12 protein-coding genes and 1 tRNA gene are annotated in these 15,608 nt (G+C 73.6%); 8 read left to right on the forward strand and 5 right to left on the reverse strand.

Going from position 1 to position 15,608, the window contains the following annotated elements:
• Positions 1–24 precede the first annotated feature (24 nt).
• A tRNA-Ala gene (locus ACZ34W_RS10190) sits at positions 25–98 on the forward strand.
• Between the two features lie 120 nt (positions 99–218).
• Here ACZ34W_RS10190 and ACZ34W_RS10195 read toward each other — a convergent pair.
• The 3 genes from ACZ34W_RS10195 to ACZ34W_RS10205 all read right to left on the reverse strand — a co-directional run bounded on the left by ACZ34W_RS10195 (position 219) and on the right by ACZ34W_RS10205 (position 2,963).
• Entirely contained in the window at positions 219–668 is a 450-nt protein-coding gene (locus ACZ34W_RS10195) for a universal stress protein (protein WP_329489284.1), read from the reverse strand.
• Positions 669–762: 94 nt separating this feature from the next.
• Positions 763–1,641: a peptidase gene (locus tag ACZ34W_RS10200; protein WP_329489285.1), complete on the reverse strand. Its 879-nt coding sequence runs from the start codon at positions 1,639–1,641 to the stop codon at positions 763–765.
• 2 nt (positions 1,642–1,643) lie between these two features.
• Complete coding sequence (locus ACZ34W_RS10205; RefSeq protein ID WP_329489286.1) at positions 1,644–2,963, reverse strand: VWA domain-containing protein; 1,320 nt, start codon at positions 2,961–2,963, stop codon at positions 1,644–1,646.
• Positions 2,964–3,300: 337 nt separating this feature from the next.
• Between ACZ34W_RS10205 and ACZ34W_RS10210 the strand changes: the two genes are divergently transcribed.
• The 5 genes from ACZ34W_RS10210 (at position 3,301) to ACZ34W_RS10230 (ending at position 10,065) form a co-directional block, all read left to right on the forward strand.
• Positions 3,301–3,825 carry a DUF1269 domain-containing protein gene (locus tag ACZ34W_RS10210; RefSeq protein ID WP_329489287.1) on the forward strand — a complete coding sequence of 175 codons (525 nt, stop codon included), beginning with the start codon at positions 3,301–3,303 and terminating at the stop codon, positions 3,823–3,825.
• Between the two features lie 97 nt (positions 3,826–3,922).
• Complete coding sequence (locus ACZ34W_RS10215) at positions 3,923–5,254, forward strand: FtsW/RodA/SpoVE family cell cycle protein (RefSeq protein ID WP_465603051.1); 1,332 nt, start codon at positions 3,923–3,925, stop codon at positions 5,252–5,254.
• A complete protein-coding gene (locus ACZ34W_RS10220; RefSeq protein WP_465603053.1) occupies positions 5,254–6,762 on the forward strand; it encodes a penicillin-binding transpeptidase domain-containing protein in 1,509 nt (502 codons plus the stop codon). Before ACZ34W_RS10215 ends, ACZ34W_RS10220 begins: the two co-directional genes overlap by 1 nt.
• Before the next feature lie 267 nt (positions 6,763–7,029).
• Positions 7,030–8,523, forward strand: a complete 1,494-nt coding sequence (locus ACZ34W_RS10225) for an amino acid permease (protein WP_465603055.1) — start codon at positions 7,030–7,032, stop codon at positions 8,521–8,523.
• A 132-nt stretch (positions 8,524–8,655) separates the two neighbouring features.
• Complete coding sequence (locus tag ACZ34W_RS10230; RefSeq protein WP_329489291.1) at positions 8,656–10,065, forward strand: glycosyltransferase 87 family protein; 1,410 nt, start codon at positions 8,656–8,658, stop codon at positions 10,063–10,065.
• A 24-nt stretch (positions 10,066–10,089) separates the two neighbouring features.
• On the opposite strand, the gene ACZ34W_RS10235 is transcribed toward ACZ34W_RS10230, so the two are convergent.
• Together ACZ34W_RS10235 and ACZ34W_RS10240 are read right to left on the reverse strand one after the other, a co-directional pair.
• Entirely contained in the window at positions 10,090–11,856 is a 1,767-nt protein-coding gene (locus tag ACZ34W_RS10235; RefSeq protein WP_329489292.1) for a penicillin-binding transpeptidase domain-containing protein, read from the reverse strand.
• A gap of 171 nt (positions 11,857–12,027) precedes the next feature.
• Positions 12,028–13,848, reverse strand: coding sequence for a dolichyl-phosphate-mannose--protein mannosyltransferase (locus ACZ34W_RS10240; protein WP_329489293.1), 1,821 nt, complete (start codon positions 13,846–13,848; stop codon positions 12,028–12,030).
• Positions 13,849–13,954: 106 nt separating this feature from the next.
• On the opposite strand from ACZ34W_RS10240, the gene rsmI reads away from it, so the two are divergent.
• Positions 13,955–14,812, forward strand: a complete 858-nt coding sequence (gene rsmI / locus ACZ34W_RS10245) for a 16S rRNA (cytidine(1402)-2'-O)-methyltransferase (protein WP_396488731.1) — start codon at positions 13,955–13,957, stop codon at positions 14,810–14,812.
• 235 nt (positions 14,813–15,047) lie between these two features.
• Positions 15,048–15,473, forward strand: a complete 426-nt coding sequence (locus tag ACZ34W_RS10250) for a hypothetical protein (RefSeq protein ID WP_352290646.1) — start codon at positions 15,048–15,050, stop codon at positions 15,471–15,473.
• Positions 15,474–15,608: the final 135 nt, after the last annotated feature.

Here is a 15,608-nt window from a genome sequence, read left to right on the forward strand (position 1 = left end):
AAGGTGCTAGAGTTTCTTCTCGTTGGGGCTGTGGCGCAGTCCGGTAGCGCACCTCGTTCGCATCGAGGGGGTCAGGGGTTCGAATCCCCTCAGCTCCACCCAACAGGAAGTCCCGCCCGATCGAGAGATCGGGCGGGACTTCTGCGTTGTGCCGGAAGGCGCGGCGGACGGGCGGTCAGCGGGTCGTCACGGGCCGGGAGTTGAGCCTGTGACGATGATCACCTGACCACCACCACGGTGCACGGGGCGTGGTGCACGCAGTACTGGGTGACGGTGCCGAGGGCGGCGCCGGGCGGCGCGGCGCGGCCACGGCTGCCGAGGACGAGCACGGCGGCGCCCTCGGCGGCGCCGGTCAGTGCCGGACCGGGCGCGCCGGCCTTGAGGTGGCGCCGGACGGCGGAGGGCCCGGCCGCGGGTCCGGCGGAGGACAGCGCGGCGGCCAGGGTCTCGTCGAGGATCCGCGCGGCATGCCGCTCGGGGCCGAAGCCGTCCAGGGCGGGCGGGACGAGGCCGTGCTCGCCCAGCAGGCAGGGGAACTCCCAGACGGTCACCGCCTCCAGCGGGCCGCCGGTGACGGCGGCGAGCCGGGCGGCCCAGCGGACGGCGGCGAGGGAGAGCGGGGAGCCGTCCACACCGACCACGATCCTGCCGTCCGGCTGCCGGGTCATCTTTCGAGCGTAGAGCGGTGCCGCCGGACCGGCGAGACGGCCGAGGGCCGGCCGGAGAGACTCCGGCCGGCCCTCGGGAGGGTGTCGGGCGCCGTCAGGGCTGGCCCGAGCCCGCGTACGGGCCCGGCTGCGGGGCACCGGCCTGCGGCGGCACGGAGCCGTAGCGGGCCGGCCGGCGGCCGTGCGGGTGGCGGGTGAGGGTGTAGCCGGCGACCCCGGCGAGGGCCGCCAGCACGCCGCCGGCCAGGGTCCAGAACCACCGGCTGTTCCAGCCGGAGAACCAGCCGGTGTACCAGTGCTCCTCGGCCTCCTCGGGGGCGGCAGCCTTGGCGGTCGCGGCGCCGCCGCCGACCGGCGGGACCAGCGGGGCCTTCAGCTCCCCGCCCTCCGGCTGGGCGTTGTCGGCGTCGCCCTTGGCGCTGACGTGCAGCTGGACGGAGGCGGCGAGGCCGAGGTCCGGCTGCGGGGCGTCGGCGAGCGAGAGCCGTACGTAGTAGGTGCCGGGCAGCGGGTCCCCGGACCAGGGCTCGGCCCAGGAGCGGACCTCGCGCAGCGTGCAGCTGAGCGCGAGCGAGGCGGCGGCCGGGTCGGCGGTGGCGTTCTGGGTGCCGGCGGTGCAGGACTGGCGGCGGCGCAGCCCGTCGAACACCTCGACGCTCCAGGTCTGCGGGCCGTGCCGGTCGGCGGAGGGGGCCAGGCCGACGGTCAGGCCGACCGTCGCGGTCTGGCCCTCGGAGGCGCCGAACGCCCAGTACAGGTAGTCGCCGGTGGAGGCGGCGACGTTGGCGTCCTGGCCGGGGGCCAGGTTGATGGCGGTCAGGAAGGACGTTCCGGCCTTGGTGGCCGGGGCGGGCGTCCCGCTCGCGCTGGCGGAGGGGGACGGTGAGGCGGCGGAGGCCGCGGGGGCCGCCAGCACCAGGGCGGGGAGCAGGGCGAGCGCGGCGAGCGCGGCGCGGGTCGTCGAGGTACGCATGGTCAGTTCTCCCGCCAGACAGCGATCCGCCAGCGTGCGATCCAGCCGAACAGCAGGCCGGTCAGCAGGCCGGCCAGGGTGAGCACCAGCAGCAGGATCCAGCCGCGGCCGAGACCCATCGCCGGGCCGTCCGGGGCGGGCGAGGCGGCGGACAGGTCGACCGTCAGCTCCAGCGGCAGGCCGGGGTCGGCCTGGACGCCGGGCAGGGCGGCCAGCGAGTTGCTGACGACCAGGCAGACGGTGGTCTCCGGCTTGCCGCTCGGCGAGGCGGACGGCGTCGCGGAGGCGTAGCCCTTGGAGTCGTCGGTGGACCAGCGCAGACCGGTGGAGATCACGTCGGTCCGGCCGCTGCCGGCGTCGGTGCCGCGGACCAGTTCCTGGCCGGTGGCGCTGGTGGCCTGGAGCAGGACGCCGTAGTCACGGGCGACACCGCGGTCCAGGGCGACGCTGACCGAGGCGCGCAGCTCCTGCCCGGCCTTGACCGGGACGCGGTAGACCCGGTGCTCGGAGAACTTCTCCCGGTCGCTGTAGACACCGGGGGTGAGGACGGGCGCGCTCTCGCACTTGTCGGTGCCCGCCGTCTTGACCGGCGCCACCGTGTAGGTGTCGTTGGAGCGGTCCACCAGCTGCTTCACCTTGTCGGTGAGCTGCTCCTGGGTGCGGACGTCGGTGTAGGTGCCGCCGGTCGCGTTGGCGATGCAGAGCAACTGCTGGCGGGTCTTGTCGTCGTGCGCCAGGCCGAGGGTGTCGATCACCAGGTGGATGCCCTGGGCGGCGAGTTCACGGGCCACGTCGCACGGGTCCGGCGGGGCGCAGGAGTCCTCGCCGTCGGTGATCAGCACCACCCGGCGGGTGGTCTCGCCCTTGCCGAGGTCCTGCGCGGCACCGCGCAGGGCCAGGCCGATCGGGGTCCAGCCGGTCGGGCGCAGGGTGGCGACCGCGGTCTTGGCCTCGACCTTGTTGGTCTTGCCGACCGGGAAGAGCTGCTTGGTGTCCAGGCAGCCCTGGGCCTTGTCGGCCTCGCCGGGGACGTTGGCGCCCAGCGTGCGGATGCCGAAGTCGGTCTCCGGGGGCAGGGCGTCGATCACCTCGTTCAGGGATTGCTGGGCCACCGCGATGCGGCTCTTGCCCTGGATGTCGGTGGCTCGCATCGAGCCGCTGACGTCCAGGACGAGGTCGACCCGGGGGGCTTCCTTGCCGGCGTTGCCGGCTGATGGTTCGTCGGCATGGGCGGGCAGGCCGCTGAGCAGCGCGCCGCCTGTTATCGCCAGGGCGGCCAGCAGGCTGCCGAGCCTGGCCTTCGGGCGTCGTCCGGTAGTCACCCGCCCGATCCTAGGGATCATCAGTTCGCCATGGCCAACGCGGTCCGGTGCACGGTCCGCCGGACTCCGGCGCGAACTCCCGGGCGCCGGTGGGACATCGGCCGCCGGTTGCCGAGGCGTGCGCCGCCCGGGTCGGGGCGGGCGCCGGTCGGACGGCCGGCGGCGGGTGCGGTGGCGGGGCCGGGCGGCGGTGCGGGTGACGGCGGGCCGGTTCGACGGGGCGGGACACACCGGCCGCAAGAGCCCATATCTGCGGATAGCGCTCGTTAGGGTGACGAACCGGGGCACCGGCGCCCGCGCCCGGCCGGTACGTCCGACGGATTGGAAGGACCAGCGCATGAGCAATCTCTTCGCGATCGCCTACCCGGATCTGGCCACCGCCCAGGCGGTGCGCAACGAGGCGGTCGGACTGCAGACCCAGAAGCTGATCGACCTGGAGGACGCGGTCGTCGTGGAACGCCGCGAGGACGGCAGGATCAAGCTGCACCAGCAGGTCAGCACCACGGGTGCGGGCGCCGCCTCGGGAGCGCTCTGGGGCGGCGTCATCGGTCTGCTGTTCTTCATGCCGCTGCTCGGCGCGGCGGTGGGCGGCGCCGCCGGCGCGGCGGTCGGCGCCTCCACCGACATCGGGGTGGACGACGACTTCATGCGCGAGGTCGCCGAGCACCTCCAGCCGGGCACCGCCGCGGTGTTCCTGCTGGTCCGCCGGGCCACGGCCGACAAGGTCGTGCCGGCGCTGGCCCGCTACGGCGGCCGGATCATCCAGACCTCGCTCTCCGCCGGGGCCGAGGCCGAACTCAGGGCCACCGTCGAGGCGTCCCGGGTGCAGCCCGCCCCGGCCTCCGCCCCGGCCTCCGCCTGAGCCGCACCCGCCGGGCCGGCCGCCCCGGCCGTCGTTCCGTCAGCAGCACACCCACGCAGCAGGACACCCAGGACGGTCCGTGGCGACACCCTCCGCCGTGACGAGAACCGCCGGCCGGCCCCGCCGGACGGTGCGGACCCGGCGCAACACCGAGCTCGCGCTGGTCCTGGCCGCCGTGCTGATCGCCGTACTCGGCTACGCCGAGGTCGGGGTCAACATCGACGGCACGGTCCCCGCCGACGCGGCCGAGTACGGCGCCGCGCTCGGCGTGCTCGCGCTGCTGGCGCACGCCGTGGTGCGCTGGCGGGCGCGGTACGCCGATCCGCTGCCGCTGCCGATCGGCGTGCTGCTCAACGGGATCGGACTGGTCGTCATCTACCGGCTGGACCGGGCCACTCCCGGCGGCGGCGCGGCCCCCGCCCAGCTGCTCTGGTCCACGCTCGGGGTGGCGCTGTTCATCGCGGTGGTGGTGCTGCTGCGCGACCACAAGCGGCTGCGGCGCTACGCGTACATCGGCGCCCTGGTGGCGCTGGTGCTGCTGGTGCTGCCGATCTTCTTCCCGCCGGTGTACGGCTCGCGGATCTGGATCACCCTCGGACCGCTCTCGTTCCAGCCGGGCGAGTTCGCCAAGATCCTGCTGGCGGTCTTCTTCGCCGCCTACCTGGCGGTCCACCGGGACGCGCTGGCGCTGACCGGCCGCCGGGTGCTCGGGTTCCAGCTGCCGCGCGGGCGGGTGCTCGGGCCGGTCCTGCTGATCTGGGCGGCCTTCGTGGGCGTCCTCGTCCTGGAGACCGACCTCGGCACCTCGCTGCTCTTCTTCGGCCTCTTCGTGGTCATGCTCTACGTGGCGACCGCGCGCAGCGGGTGGATCGCCATCGGGCTGTTCCTGGCCGCGGTGGCCGCGGTCGGGGTCGGCTGGCTCTCGCCGCACGTGCACAGCCGGGTCAACGACTGGCTGGACCCGCTCGGCTCGATCGCCGAGGGGCGGGGCGCCAACCAGATCGCCCAGTCGCTGTTCGCCTTCGCCTGGGGCGGGGAGCTGGGCAGCGGCCTCGGCAACGGGCACTCCGTGCTGATCGGGTTCGCGGCCAAGTCCGACTTCATCCTCGCGACCATCGGCGAGGAGCTGGGGCTGACCGGGCTGATCGCACTGTTACTGCTGTACGCGCTGCTGGTCGCCCGGGGCTTTCGCACCGGCATCGCGCTGCGGGACCCGTTCGGCCGGCTGCTCGCGATCGGGCTGGCGTCGATCGTCGGCCTCCAGGTGTTCGTGGTGGCCGGCGGGGTGCTCGACCTCATCCCGCTGACCGGGATGACGCTCCCGTTCGTCGCCCAGGGAGGCTCCTCGGTGGTCACCAACTGGATCATCGTCGCGCTGCTGGTGCGGATGAGCGACATCGCCCGCCGCCCGTCCGCCGGGGAGGTCTGATGGCGCTCGGCCGCTCCCGGGGCGGCGGGCCGCAGGGCCGGCCGGGGATCTCCGTCACCGGCCGCCGCGCGGGCACCTTCTGCCTGCTGCTGACCGTGGCGCTGTGCGTCCAGGCCACCCGGGTCCAGGTGTTCCGGGCCGACGAGCTGGACCACAACCCGGCCAACCAGCGGCTCACCATCGAGCGGTACTCCCAGCCGCGCGGCAACCTGCTGGTCGGCGCCGACAGCGTCACCGGCTCCGAACCCACCGGCGGCCGGTACGACTACAAGCGCACCTACACCGACGGCCCGCTGTACGCCGCCGTCACCGGGTACTCCTCGCAGGCCTACGGGAACACCCAGCTGGAGGGGACGGAGGACGACCTGCTCTCCGGGACGGACAGCCGGCTGGCGAGCTGGGCGGTCTGGGACGCCGTCGCCCGCAAGCAGAACCCCGGCGGGGACGTCTACACGACCATCGACCGGGCCGCCCAGCAGGCCGCGATGCGCGGACTCGGCGGGCAGCAGGGCGCGGTCGCCGCGATCGAGCCCGCCACCGGCCGGATCCTGGCGCTGGCCAGCACCCCCTCGTACGACCCGGGCAGCTTCGCGGGCTCCTCCGCGGCCGACCAGGAGGCCTGGAACCGGCTGCAGGCCGACGCCGACCAGCCGATGCTCAACCGGGCGCTGCGCCAGACCTACCCGCCCGGCTCGACCTTCAAGGTGGTCACCGCGGCGGCCACGCTGCAGCACGGCGTCGTCACGGACCCGGACGCGCCGACCGGCGCGCCCTACCCGTACGTCCTGCCGGGGACCACCACGCCGCTGGTCAACGACACCCCGGCGTGCGACGAGCCGGGGCAGTCGCTGGACACCGCGATGGTCCACAGCTGCAACAGCGTGCTGGGCTACCTCGGGGTGCAGGTCGGGCTGGAGCGGATGGTGGAGACGGCCGCGGACTTCGGCTTCAACGACCCGAGGCTGGACGTCCCGGTCCGGCCGGCCCGCTCCAACTTCGACACCCGGATGAACGAGTCCCAGCTGGCGCTCTCCTCGATCGGCCAGTTCGACACCGCGGCCACCCCGCTGGTGATGGCGATGGTCGCGGCCGGGGTCGCCAACAACGGCGCCGTGATGCGTCCACAGCTTGTGGACAAGCTGACCAAGCAGGACGGCACCACCGTGCAGCTGATGCGCCCGGCCGCGTACCGGCAGGCGATGAGCCCGGCGGTGGCCGGGCAGGTGCAGCGACTGATGACCGACGTGGTGGAGAACGGCACCGGGCGCAACGCGCGGATCGGCGGGGCGGTGGTCGGGGGGAAGACCGGCACCGCCCAGCACGGGGTGGACAACTCCGGGACGCCCTACGCCTGGTTCATCGCCTGGGCCAAGCCGGCCGGCTCCGGCGCGGTGGCGCCGGTGGCGGTCGCGGTCGTGATCGCGGACAGCGACGCGACCGATGTCACCGGCGGCGCGCTGGCGGCACCGATCGCCCGGTCGGTGATGCAGGCCGTTCTCGGGCGGTGAGGGGTGGAACGGCCCGTGCGCCGGGAGCACGTCGCTGACCTGCGGCTTAGCGGCTCGATCCAAGATCCGCCGTTTGCGAAGTGTCCGGTTTGTGCATGCCAGTGCGACGATTCGTACAATGCGCACCGCGCGACTGTTCGTTTGCGACACTGGTGCATTCGCGGGGTACTGTCCCATCTTTGTTCGGTTGGTCCCCGATGGCACCCCACGGCGCGTCGAGTGACCGGCCGCTAGGACACCCTCCCTCGCCCAGCAAGGATCCTCGTTTTGGCCAGCAACGCCCTCGGCGCGCGCCTGTTGCGGCGCAAGCCCGTCTCGACCCTGATCGCCGAGAGCGAGGGCCGCGACGGCCTTCCCGCCGGTGCGCCCGAGGAGGGCGGACGCTCCGGTATCCACCTGCGCCGCACGATCGGCCTCTGGCAGCTGTCCTCGATCGGCATCGGCGCCACCATCGGCACCGGCATCTTCTTCGTGCTCAGCACCGCCGTGCCGTCGGCCGGTCCGGCCGTGATCCTCTCCTTCGTGATCGCCGCGGTCACCGCCGGCCTCACCGCGCTCTGCTACGCCGAGATGGCCTCCGCGATCCCGGTCTCGGGCTCCTCGTACTCGTACGCCTACGCCACCCTCGGCGAGGGCGTCGCGTTCGCTGTCGGCATCTGCCTGCTGATGGAGTACGGCGTCTCGGCCTCCGCGATCGCGGTGAGCTGGGCCGAGTACCTCAACAAGTTCTTCGACCTGGCCTTCGGGTTCAAGATCCCCGAGGCGATCTCCGGGGCGCCCGACAGCACCCACTGGTTCAACCTGCCGGCCCTGCTGCTGGTCGCGATGGTCTGCATCCTGCTGATCCGAGGCGTCAGCGAGTCGGTGAAGGTCAACGCGGCCATGGTGGGCATCAAGATCCTCATCCTGCTGCTCTTCATCGGCGTCGGCCTGACCGGCTTCCACTCCGGCAACCTGACCCCGTTCATGCCGCTGGGCATCGGCGGCGTCCAGGTGGCGGCCTCCAGCATCTTCTTCTCGTTCATCGGCCTGGACGCCGTGTCCACCGCCGGTGAGGAGGTCAAGAACCCGCGCCGCACCCTGCCGATGGCGATCATCATCTCGCTGGTCGTGGTCACCCTGCTGTACATCCTGGTGGCGCTGGCCGGCATCGGCGCGCAGCCCTGGGAGAAGTTCGACGGCCAGGAGGCGGGCCTCGCCCAGATCCTCCAGGACATCACCGGCCAGAGCTGGCCCGCCATCGTCTTCGCGATCGGCGCGATCATCTCGATCTTCAGCATCACCCTCGTGGTGATCTACGGCCAGACCCGCATCCTGTACTCGATGGGCCGCGACGGCATGCTGCCCAAGCGCTTCGCCGAGCTCTCGCCGCGCACCGGCACCCCGGTCTGGAACACCATCGTGGTGGGCCTCGGCGTCGGCGGGCTGGCCGCCTTCATCCCGCTGAACGTCCTGGCCGACATCACCAGCCTGGGCACCCTGATCGCCTTCTCGGTGGTCTCGGTCGGCGTGATCATCCTGCGCCGCACCCAGCCCGACCTGCCGCGCGGCTTCAAGGTGCCCGGCTACCCGGTCGTCCCGCTGGTCAGCGTCGGCTTCTGCATCTACCTGATCACCGGCCTGCACGCCGACACGTTCCGGGCCGGAGCGATCGCCCTGACGCTCGCCGTGGTCGTCTACTTCGGCTACAGCATGAAGCACTCCAAGCTGGAGAAGGCGGCGCGGCCGACCGACGCCACGGCCGACAACCCGGCCGGCTGAGATTCGCGTACCGAGCACCCGCGGACGGGGCCGTCGAAGGGCGAATGCCACTCGACGGCCCCGTCCGTGCCACCGCAGACTCCCGGCCCGGAGATGGCGACACGGCGTGGCCCCCGCCCATAACCTTCCACCATGGTGAGCACCCGCACGCCCGGCTACTCCCGCCCGCGCGGCCGCTTCACCGGCCGTGGGGCCGCGCCGGCCCCGCCCGCAGAGGCCGGGCCGCCGACCCGACGAGACCGTCCGCGCGGTACGGCGGCGCCCCGGCCGTTCCCCCGTCAGCGTGGTGACCGGTCCACCGGCACCCCGCCCGATCGGCTGAACCCGACCCGGCTCGCCGCGCTGCGGCGCGTCCAGCTGTTCGGCTGCCTGGTGGCGGCCGGCTGGGCGGCGGCCTTCCCGCTCGTGTCGGACCTGCCCAACCAGCGGCTCTGGGGGACCGTCGCGGCCCCCGCGTACGCCCTCGCCGGGCTGTTCTGCCTGGTCCTGCCGCGCCGGTGGGCGGCCCGTGCGGCCGCCGGGGTCGCCCTCCTGGGCGCCGTCCTGGTGCCGCTGGCGCTGCTGGCGCTGCAGGGGCGCCACCAGTCCGAGGTGATGGTGGTCGAGCGCTCGGCGCACCTGCTGCTCACCACCGGCAGCCCGTACCTGCCGCACCCGGTGGTGGTCACCGACTACAACCCCTACCTGCCGGCGATGACGCTGTTCGGGATGCCGCGTGCCCTGGTGGGCAGCGGCAATCCGGTGGCGCAGGTGGTGGGGGACGCCCGGATCTGGTTCGCGCTGACCTTCCTGGCCTGCCTGCTGGCCAGCTGGCGGCTGCTGCGGCCGTCCCGGGACCGGGCCCCGCTGCTGCCGCTCGCGGTGCTCACCGCCTCGCCGCTGATCGCGCTGGCCCTGGCGGTCGGCGGGGTGGACCTGCCGCTGATCGGGGTCTGCTGCCTGGCCATGGCCCTCGCCGAACGGGACCGCACCATCGGCGCCGGGCTGGTCCTCGCGCTGGCCTGCACCCTGAAGTGGACGGCCTGGCCGGCGCTGCCGGTGGCCGTCCTGCTGCTGTGGCGGCTCTACGGGCGGCGCCCGGCGGCCCGGGCCGGACTGACCGCGCTCGGCACCGGCCTGCTGGTGATCCTGCCCTCGGTGCTGGTCCGGGCCGACGAGCTGCGCGAACAGGTGGTGCGGTTCCCCCTGGGGCTGACCGCGATCCAGACGCCGGCCGGCAGCCCGCTGCCCGGCAAGGTGCTGGCCGGGTTCGGCCCGACCGGGCACACCGTGTCGCTGGCGCTGATGACGGTGGGCGGGCTGGGGGTGGCGATCTGGCTGCTGGCCCGGCCGCCGGTCTCCGCGATCGCCGCCGCCGACCTGCTGGCGGCGGGGCTGGCGATCGCGTTCATGCTGGCGCCGGCCGGGCGCTTCGGCTACCTGGCGCTGCCGGCCGTCCTGGTGATCTGGCCCCGGCTGGCCGCCCGGCGGTGGAGCGGGAGCCCGCCGGTGCCGACCGGCTGCCTGCTGACCCGGCCGGAGCCGGCGCTGCCCCGGGGCTGACCGCGGGGCGGCGCCGGCCGGGCGTCAGCGGTTGCCGGCCGCCTTGATGACGGCGGCGACGGCCGGGCCGGCCGCGTCGGCGCCGTGGCCACCGGCCTGGACCTCGGCGGCGACGGCGATGTTGCCCCGGTAGGCGGTGAACCAGCTGTTGGTGGTGTCCATCCCGGCGACCTCGGCCGAGCCGGTCTTGGCACCGGCGTTGTCCGAGATGCCGGCCATCGCGGCCTTGGCCGTGCCGTCCTTGGCGGTGGCGGCCATCATCGCCTTCAGCTTGGCGTCGGCGTCCGCGGAGAGGTTGCGGGCGGCCTTCTGCTGCGGCAGGTCGGCGACCAGGATCGGCTGCTTGAACTCACCGCTCTGCACCGTGGCGGTGATCGAGGCGATGGCCAGCGGGTTCATCTGGACCTTGCCCTGGCCGATCGACTGCATGGCCTGCTCGTCCTTGTTGGCGCCCGGGTCCGGCACCCGGCCGTCGACATTGGGCAGGCCGGTCTTCCACTCCAGGCCGATGCCGAAGACGTCCTTCGCGGTGGCACCGAGGGTGGCCGGCTTGAGGCTGGCCAGGCCCTGGTCGATGAAGGCGGTGTTGCAGGAGATCATGAAGTCCTGCTGGAGCGTGTTGTTCGGGTAGGCGTCCGGGAACGAGTTCGGGATCGCCTTCGGGTTGCTGCTCTTCACCGGACAGGCGACCGGGGTGTCCGGGTTGACGCCGGCCTCCAGCAGGGCCGCCGAGGTGACGATCTTCATCGTCGAGCCCGGGGCCAGCAGGCCGACGAAGGCCCGGTTCTGGCCGGTGGCCGGCGCGTTCGCGAAGGCCAGCACCTGGCCGGTGCTCGGCTCGATGGCCACGATCGAGCCCTGCTTGCCGCCGAGGTCCGCCATCGCCTTCTCGGCGGCGGCCTGCACGGCGTTGTCGATGGTGACCTTGAACGGCTTGGCCGGCTTCGGCTCGACGATGGTGAACAGCTTGTCGGTGACGCCCTTGCCGGCCGCGTCGGTGATCACCACGCCGCTTCCGGCGTCGCTCTGGTCCTTGGTCGGGTCGGCCTGGAGGAGCTTGCGGGCGTTGTCCTGGAGGGTCGAGATCAGCGCCGGGGTGATCGAGGCGCCCTGCAGCGCCTTGCCGTTGCGGTCGACCACGTTGCCCGCGGGGGCGAAGACCGGCTGGGTGGCGATCACCTCGCCCGCGGTCAGGTGCGGGTGGATCACCGACGGGGCCCAGTGCACGGCCGGGGTGTTGTCGCTCATCTTCACGACGCCCAGGAAGCCGTTGTAGTCCCAGACCCGGTTGGTGCCCTCGAACTCGGCGCGGGCCTTGAAGCCCATCAGCACCCCGGAGGGGGCGGCGGAGGCGGAGGCCGACGGCGACTCGGTGCCCGCCGCGGTCGGCGCCGCGGAGCCGGTGGCGGCCGCGGGCTTGGCGCCCGGCGAGGGCGTGCCGGTCGCGGAGGCGAAGGCGGCCGGGGTGGCCGGGCCGGACGGCGCGAGGGTCAGCGCGCTGGGCTTGACCTGGTCCTTGAACGCGGTCAGCGCGGCGGTCGCGGCCGCCGGGTCGTCGGTCAGCCCGGCCGCCTTGGCGATGTCACCGGCGGCCCAGGCCTCCAGGAAGTCCTTGGCCCCGGCCGCGGCCTGCTCGGCGCTGGGAGGCTCGGCGACCACCGTGCGGGCCTTCTTGGCCTCGGCGGTGTCGGAGCCGCCCGACCCGACGAGGCTGTAGGCCCCGTACCCGCCGCCCGCGAGCACGGCGACGGAAACGCCGGTGATGATGCCGATCTTGGCGCCTCTGCGCATGGTGCTGTTCCCCCAAGGGTCTGGCGACTGGCCGCAGCCGGAGGTGGCCGGATACGCGTTCGGTGACCAGCCTAGGCAGCCGAACTCGGTGCGCCGACGAAACGCCCGGGTCTTGTGACGGATCTGGTACGTGTCGCGCACCACGTCGGTACGGTTCCCACCCCGGGACCGTCAGATCCAGGTGTTGAACCACATCCGCTTGCGCCAGTCGTCCATCGGGATCGTCTGCCCGGTGTACAGCGGGTAGAAGAAGAGGAAGTTCCAGACGATCAGCAGCACCAGCAGCCCGGCCGCCGCGGAACCGATGATCCGCCGGTCGCGGGACGCCCCGGCCGGCCCGATCAGAGCGCCGACCAGCATGGTCACGGCGAGCACCAGGAACGGCACGAAGGCCACCGCGTAGAACAGGAAGATGGTCCGCTGCTGGTAGGCGAACCAGGGCAGGTAGCCGGCGGCCAGGCCGCAGAGCACCGCGCCGGCCCGCCAGTCGCGCCGGGCGGCCCAGCGCCACAGGCAGTAAACCAGCGCCACCACGCCGGCCCACCAGAGCAGCGGGGTCCCGATGCCCAGCACCTCGCGGGCGCAGTCGCTCGCGGTGCAGCCGGCCTGGCCCTGCTTCGGGGACTCGTAGAAGAAGGAGACCGGTCGGCCGAGCACCAGCCAGCTCCACGGGTTGGACTGGTAGGTGTGCGGATCGCTCAGGTGGGTGTGGAAGTCGTACACCGTGGAGTGGTAGTGCCAGAGCGCCCGCAGGCCCTCCGGGATCCACGGGAACGCGGTGTCCCGGCCGACCGCCCAGTCCCGGCCGTAGCCGCCCCGGCCGGGCACGGTGCTGCTGGCGAACCAGCCCCACCAGGAGGTCACGTAGACCACCGCGGAGACCACCACGATCGAGACGAAGGCCGGCACCACGTCCCGGACCAGCGTCCACAGGTACGGGCGGCCGGCGCCCGCCAGCCGGCGCGAACCGGCGTCCCAGAGCACGGTCAGCACACCGAAGGCGGCGGCCACGTACAGGCCGCTCCACTTGGTCGCGCACGTCAGACCGACGCAGACGCCGGCCGCGATCCGGTACGGGCGCCAGCCGAGGTTCAGCCGCTGGGCCAGGGCGGAGTCCGCCGCACCGCCCAGGCGCGCGACGATCCTCGCCCGGGTGCGGTCGCGGTCCAGCAGCAGGAAGCCGAACGCGGCGAGGATCCAGAACATCACCACCAGGTCCAGCAGCGCCGCCCGGCTGAGCACGAAGTGCAGGCCGTCCACGGCGAGCAGCAGACCGGCGACGCAGCCCAGCAGGGTCGAGCGGAACAGCCGGCGGGCGATCCGGGCCACCATCAGGATCGACAGCGTGCCGAGCAGCGCCACCGCGAACCGCCAGCCGAAGGGGTTCATCCCGAACAGCTGCTCGCCCGCGCCGATGATCCACTTGCCGACCGGCGGATGGACCACGTAGCTCGGGTCCGGCCGGTACGGCACGGCCGACCCCGCCATGATCTGCTCGTTGGCGCCGTCCGGCCAGCTGATCTCGTAGCCGCCGTGCCAGAGCGCGTACGCGTCCTTGGCGTAGTACGTCTCGTCGAAGATGATCGCGTTCGGCTCGCCGAGGCCGCTGAACCGGAGCAGTCCGCCGAACAGGGCCACCAGGAGCGGGCCGAGCCAGCCGGCCCAGCGGCAGAGCCAGGACCAGAGCGGCGCCGGCACGGCTACGCCGAGCCGCAGCAGGACCGGCGAGGGGGCGACCCGGGCCGGCGTCACGCCCGGGCCGTCCGGCATCGGCGGCACCAGCCGCTCGGCGAGCGTGGCCTTCGGCGGCGGGGTGTAGCCGTGCCGGGCCAGGCGCCGCAGCCAGGACGGATCCGGGCGCTCCTCCTCCCCGGACGCGCGCGGGGCGGGGACGGCGGGGGACGCCTGGTCCGTCAGGACCGGCACGCCGACGCCACCCTGCGCGGTGTGGTCTGTACCAGTGGGCGTCTGCGCCGCCGTGTCGCCGTTCATCCGCCACATCGTAGGGGCGCTTCCCTCGGGGAGGACGGCTCCCTCCGAAGCTGCCCGAATCGTCACCAAAAACACCCGGGGCCCGGTTACTGCAAGGATGGGGCCCGTGACAGGAGTACTCGTTCTCGCAGGCACCCCCATCGGCGACGTCTCGGACGCCCCGCCCCGGCTGCTCACCGAGCTGGCCACGGCGGACGTGATCGCGGCCGAGGACACCCGGCGGCTGCGCCGGCTCACCCAGGCGCTCGGGGTGACCCCGGCCGGGCGGGTGCTCTCCTACTTCGAGGGCAACGAGGTCGGCCGCACCCCCGAGCTGGTCGAGGCGCTGCTGGGCGGCGCCCGCGTGCTGCTGGTGACCGACGCCGGGATGCCGTCCGTCTCCGACCCCGGCTACCGGCTGGTGGCCGCCGCGGTGGCCGCCGACGTCAAGGTCACCGCGGTGCCCGGCCCGTCCGCGGTGCTCACCGCGCTGGCGCTGTCCGGCCTGCCGGTGGACCGCTTCACCTTCGAGGGCTTCCTGCCGCGCAAGACCGGGGACCGGGCGCGCCAGCTGGCCACGGTCGCCGCCGAGCCGCGCACCATGGTCTTCTTCGAGGCCCCGCACCGGATCGCCGAGACGCTGGCCGCGATGGCCCTCGCGTTCGGCGCCGACCGCCCCGCCGCGGTCTGCCGCGAGCTGACGAAGACCTACGAGGAGATCAAGCGGGGCCCGCTCGGCGAGCTGGCGCAGTGGGCCGCCGACGGGGTCCGGGGCGAGATCACCGTGGTGGTCGCGGGCGCCCCGCCGGCCGCCCCGGCCGAGCTGACCCCGGCCGAGCTGGCCCGCCGGGTGGCTGTCCGGGAGGAGGCCGGGGAGCGCCGCAAGGAGGCCATCGCGGCGGTCGCGGCGGAGCTGGCGCTGCCCAAGCGGGAGGTGTTCGACGCGGTGGTGGCGGCCAAGAACACGCCGGCCGGCCCGGCCTGAAAGCCGCAGGTGCCGGGCGTGACGGGGGCGCGTACCTTGGAGTGAAGGCCCCGGTAAACGCCCGCCGAGCTGAAGCTTTGGCCGTGGTTCTCGGTCAGGATCCACCCTTTCGTATAGGGATTCCCAATCCGCGTCCAAGTCTTCACAAGAGGGGCATCGGCCGGGGCGATCCGGGCATTTCCTGGGATGGAAAGACCCAGCCGGGCGAGCGTCCGGCGGGCGCTGGGAGACTGCTATGAGCGAGACGATCGGTAGCCCCCGCGGTGGCAATGCGCTGAGCGACCCCGGCCTGACCGGCCGGCCGCAGACCCCTGTCGAGACCGTCCGGGAGGCCTACTCCTTCGCCTGCCTGAGCTGCGGATACGGCTGGGAGCAGGCGTATGACATCGAGCACCACATGGCCCGGGACGGGCACGTCGTGTTCGAGTACCACGCCAACGGTGTCCGGGTGCCGTCGCCGCTGCTCAAGCCGACCTGCCCGGGCTGCGGCGGCCACACCGTCCGGATCATGCGCGAGGGCCGGGTGGCCAGCGCGGACAAGTCCTGGCAGCACGCCCCGGGCTACTCGGCGCACGCCGAGCCGGCCGGTGCCCAGCCGGTGGCCGCGCCCGCCGCGCCGCGCGGACGCCTGGCCCGGCTCTGGGCGCGCGTGACGGGCTGAGCCCGGGAGGACGGTTCGGCGGCCGGTCGGCGGACCGACGGCCGGACGACCCGGTGGAGCGGGAGCCGACCGGGGACCGGCGCGAGGCGCCGGCGGGCGGGCGGCGCCGGCCCCCGGTGGGCACGGGTCGAGGGC

It is taken from the genome of Kitasatospora sp. NPDC022856, from assembly GCF_055561235.1.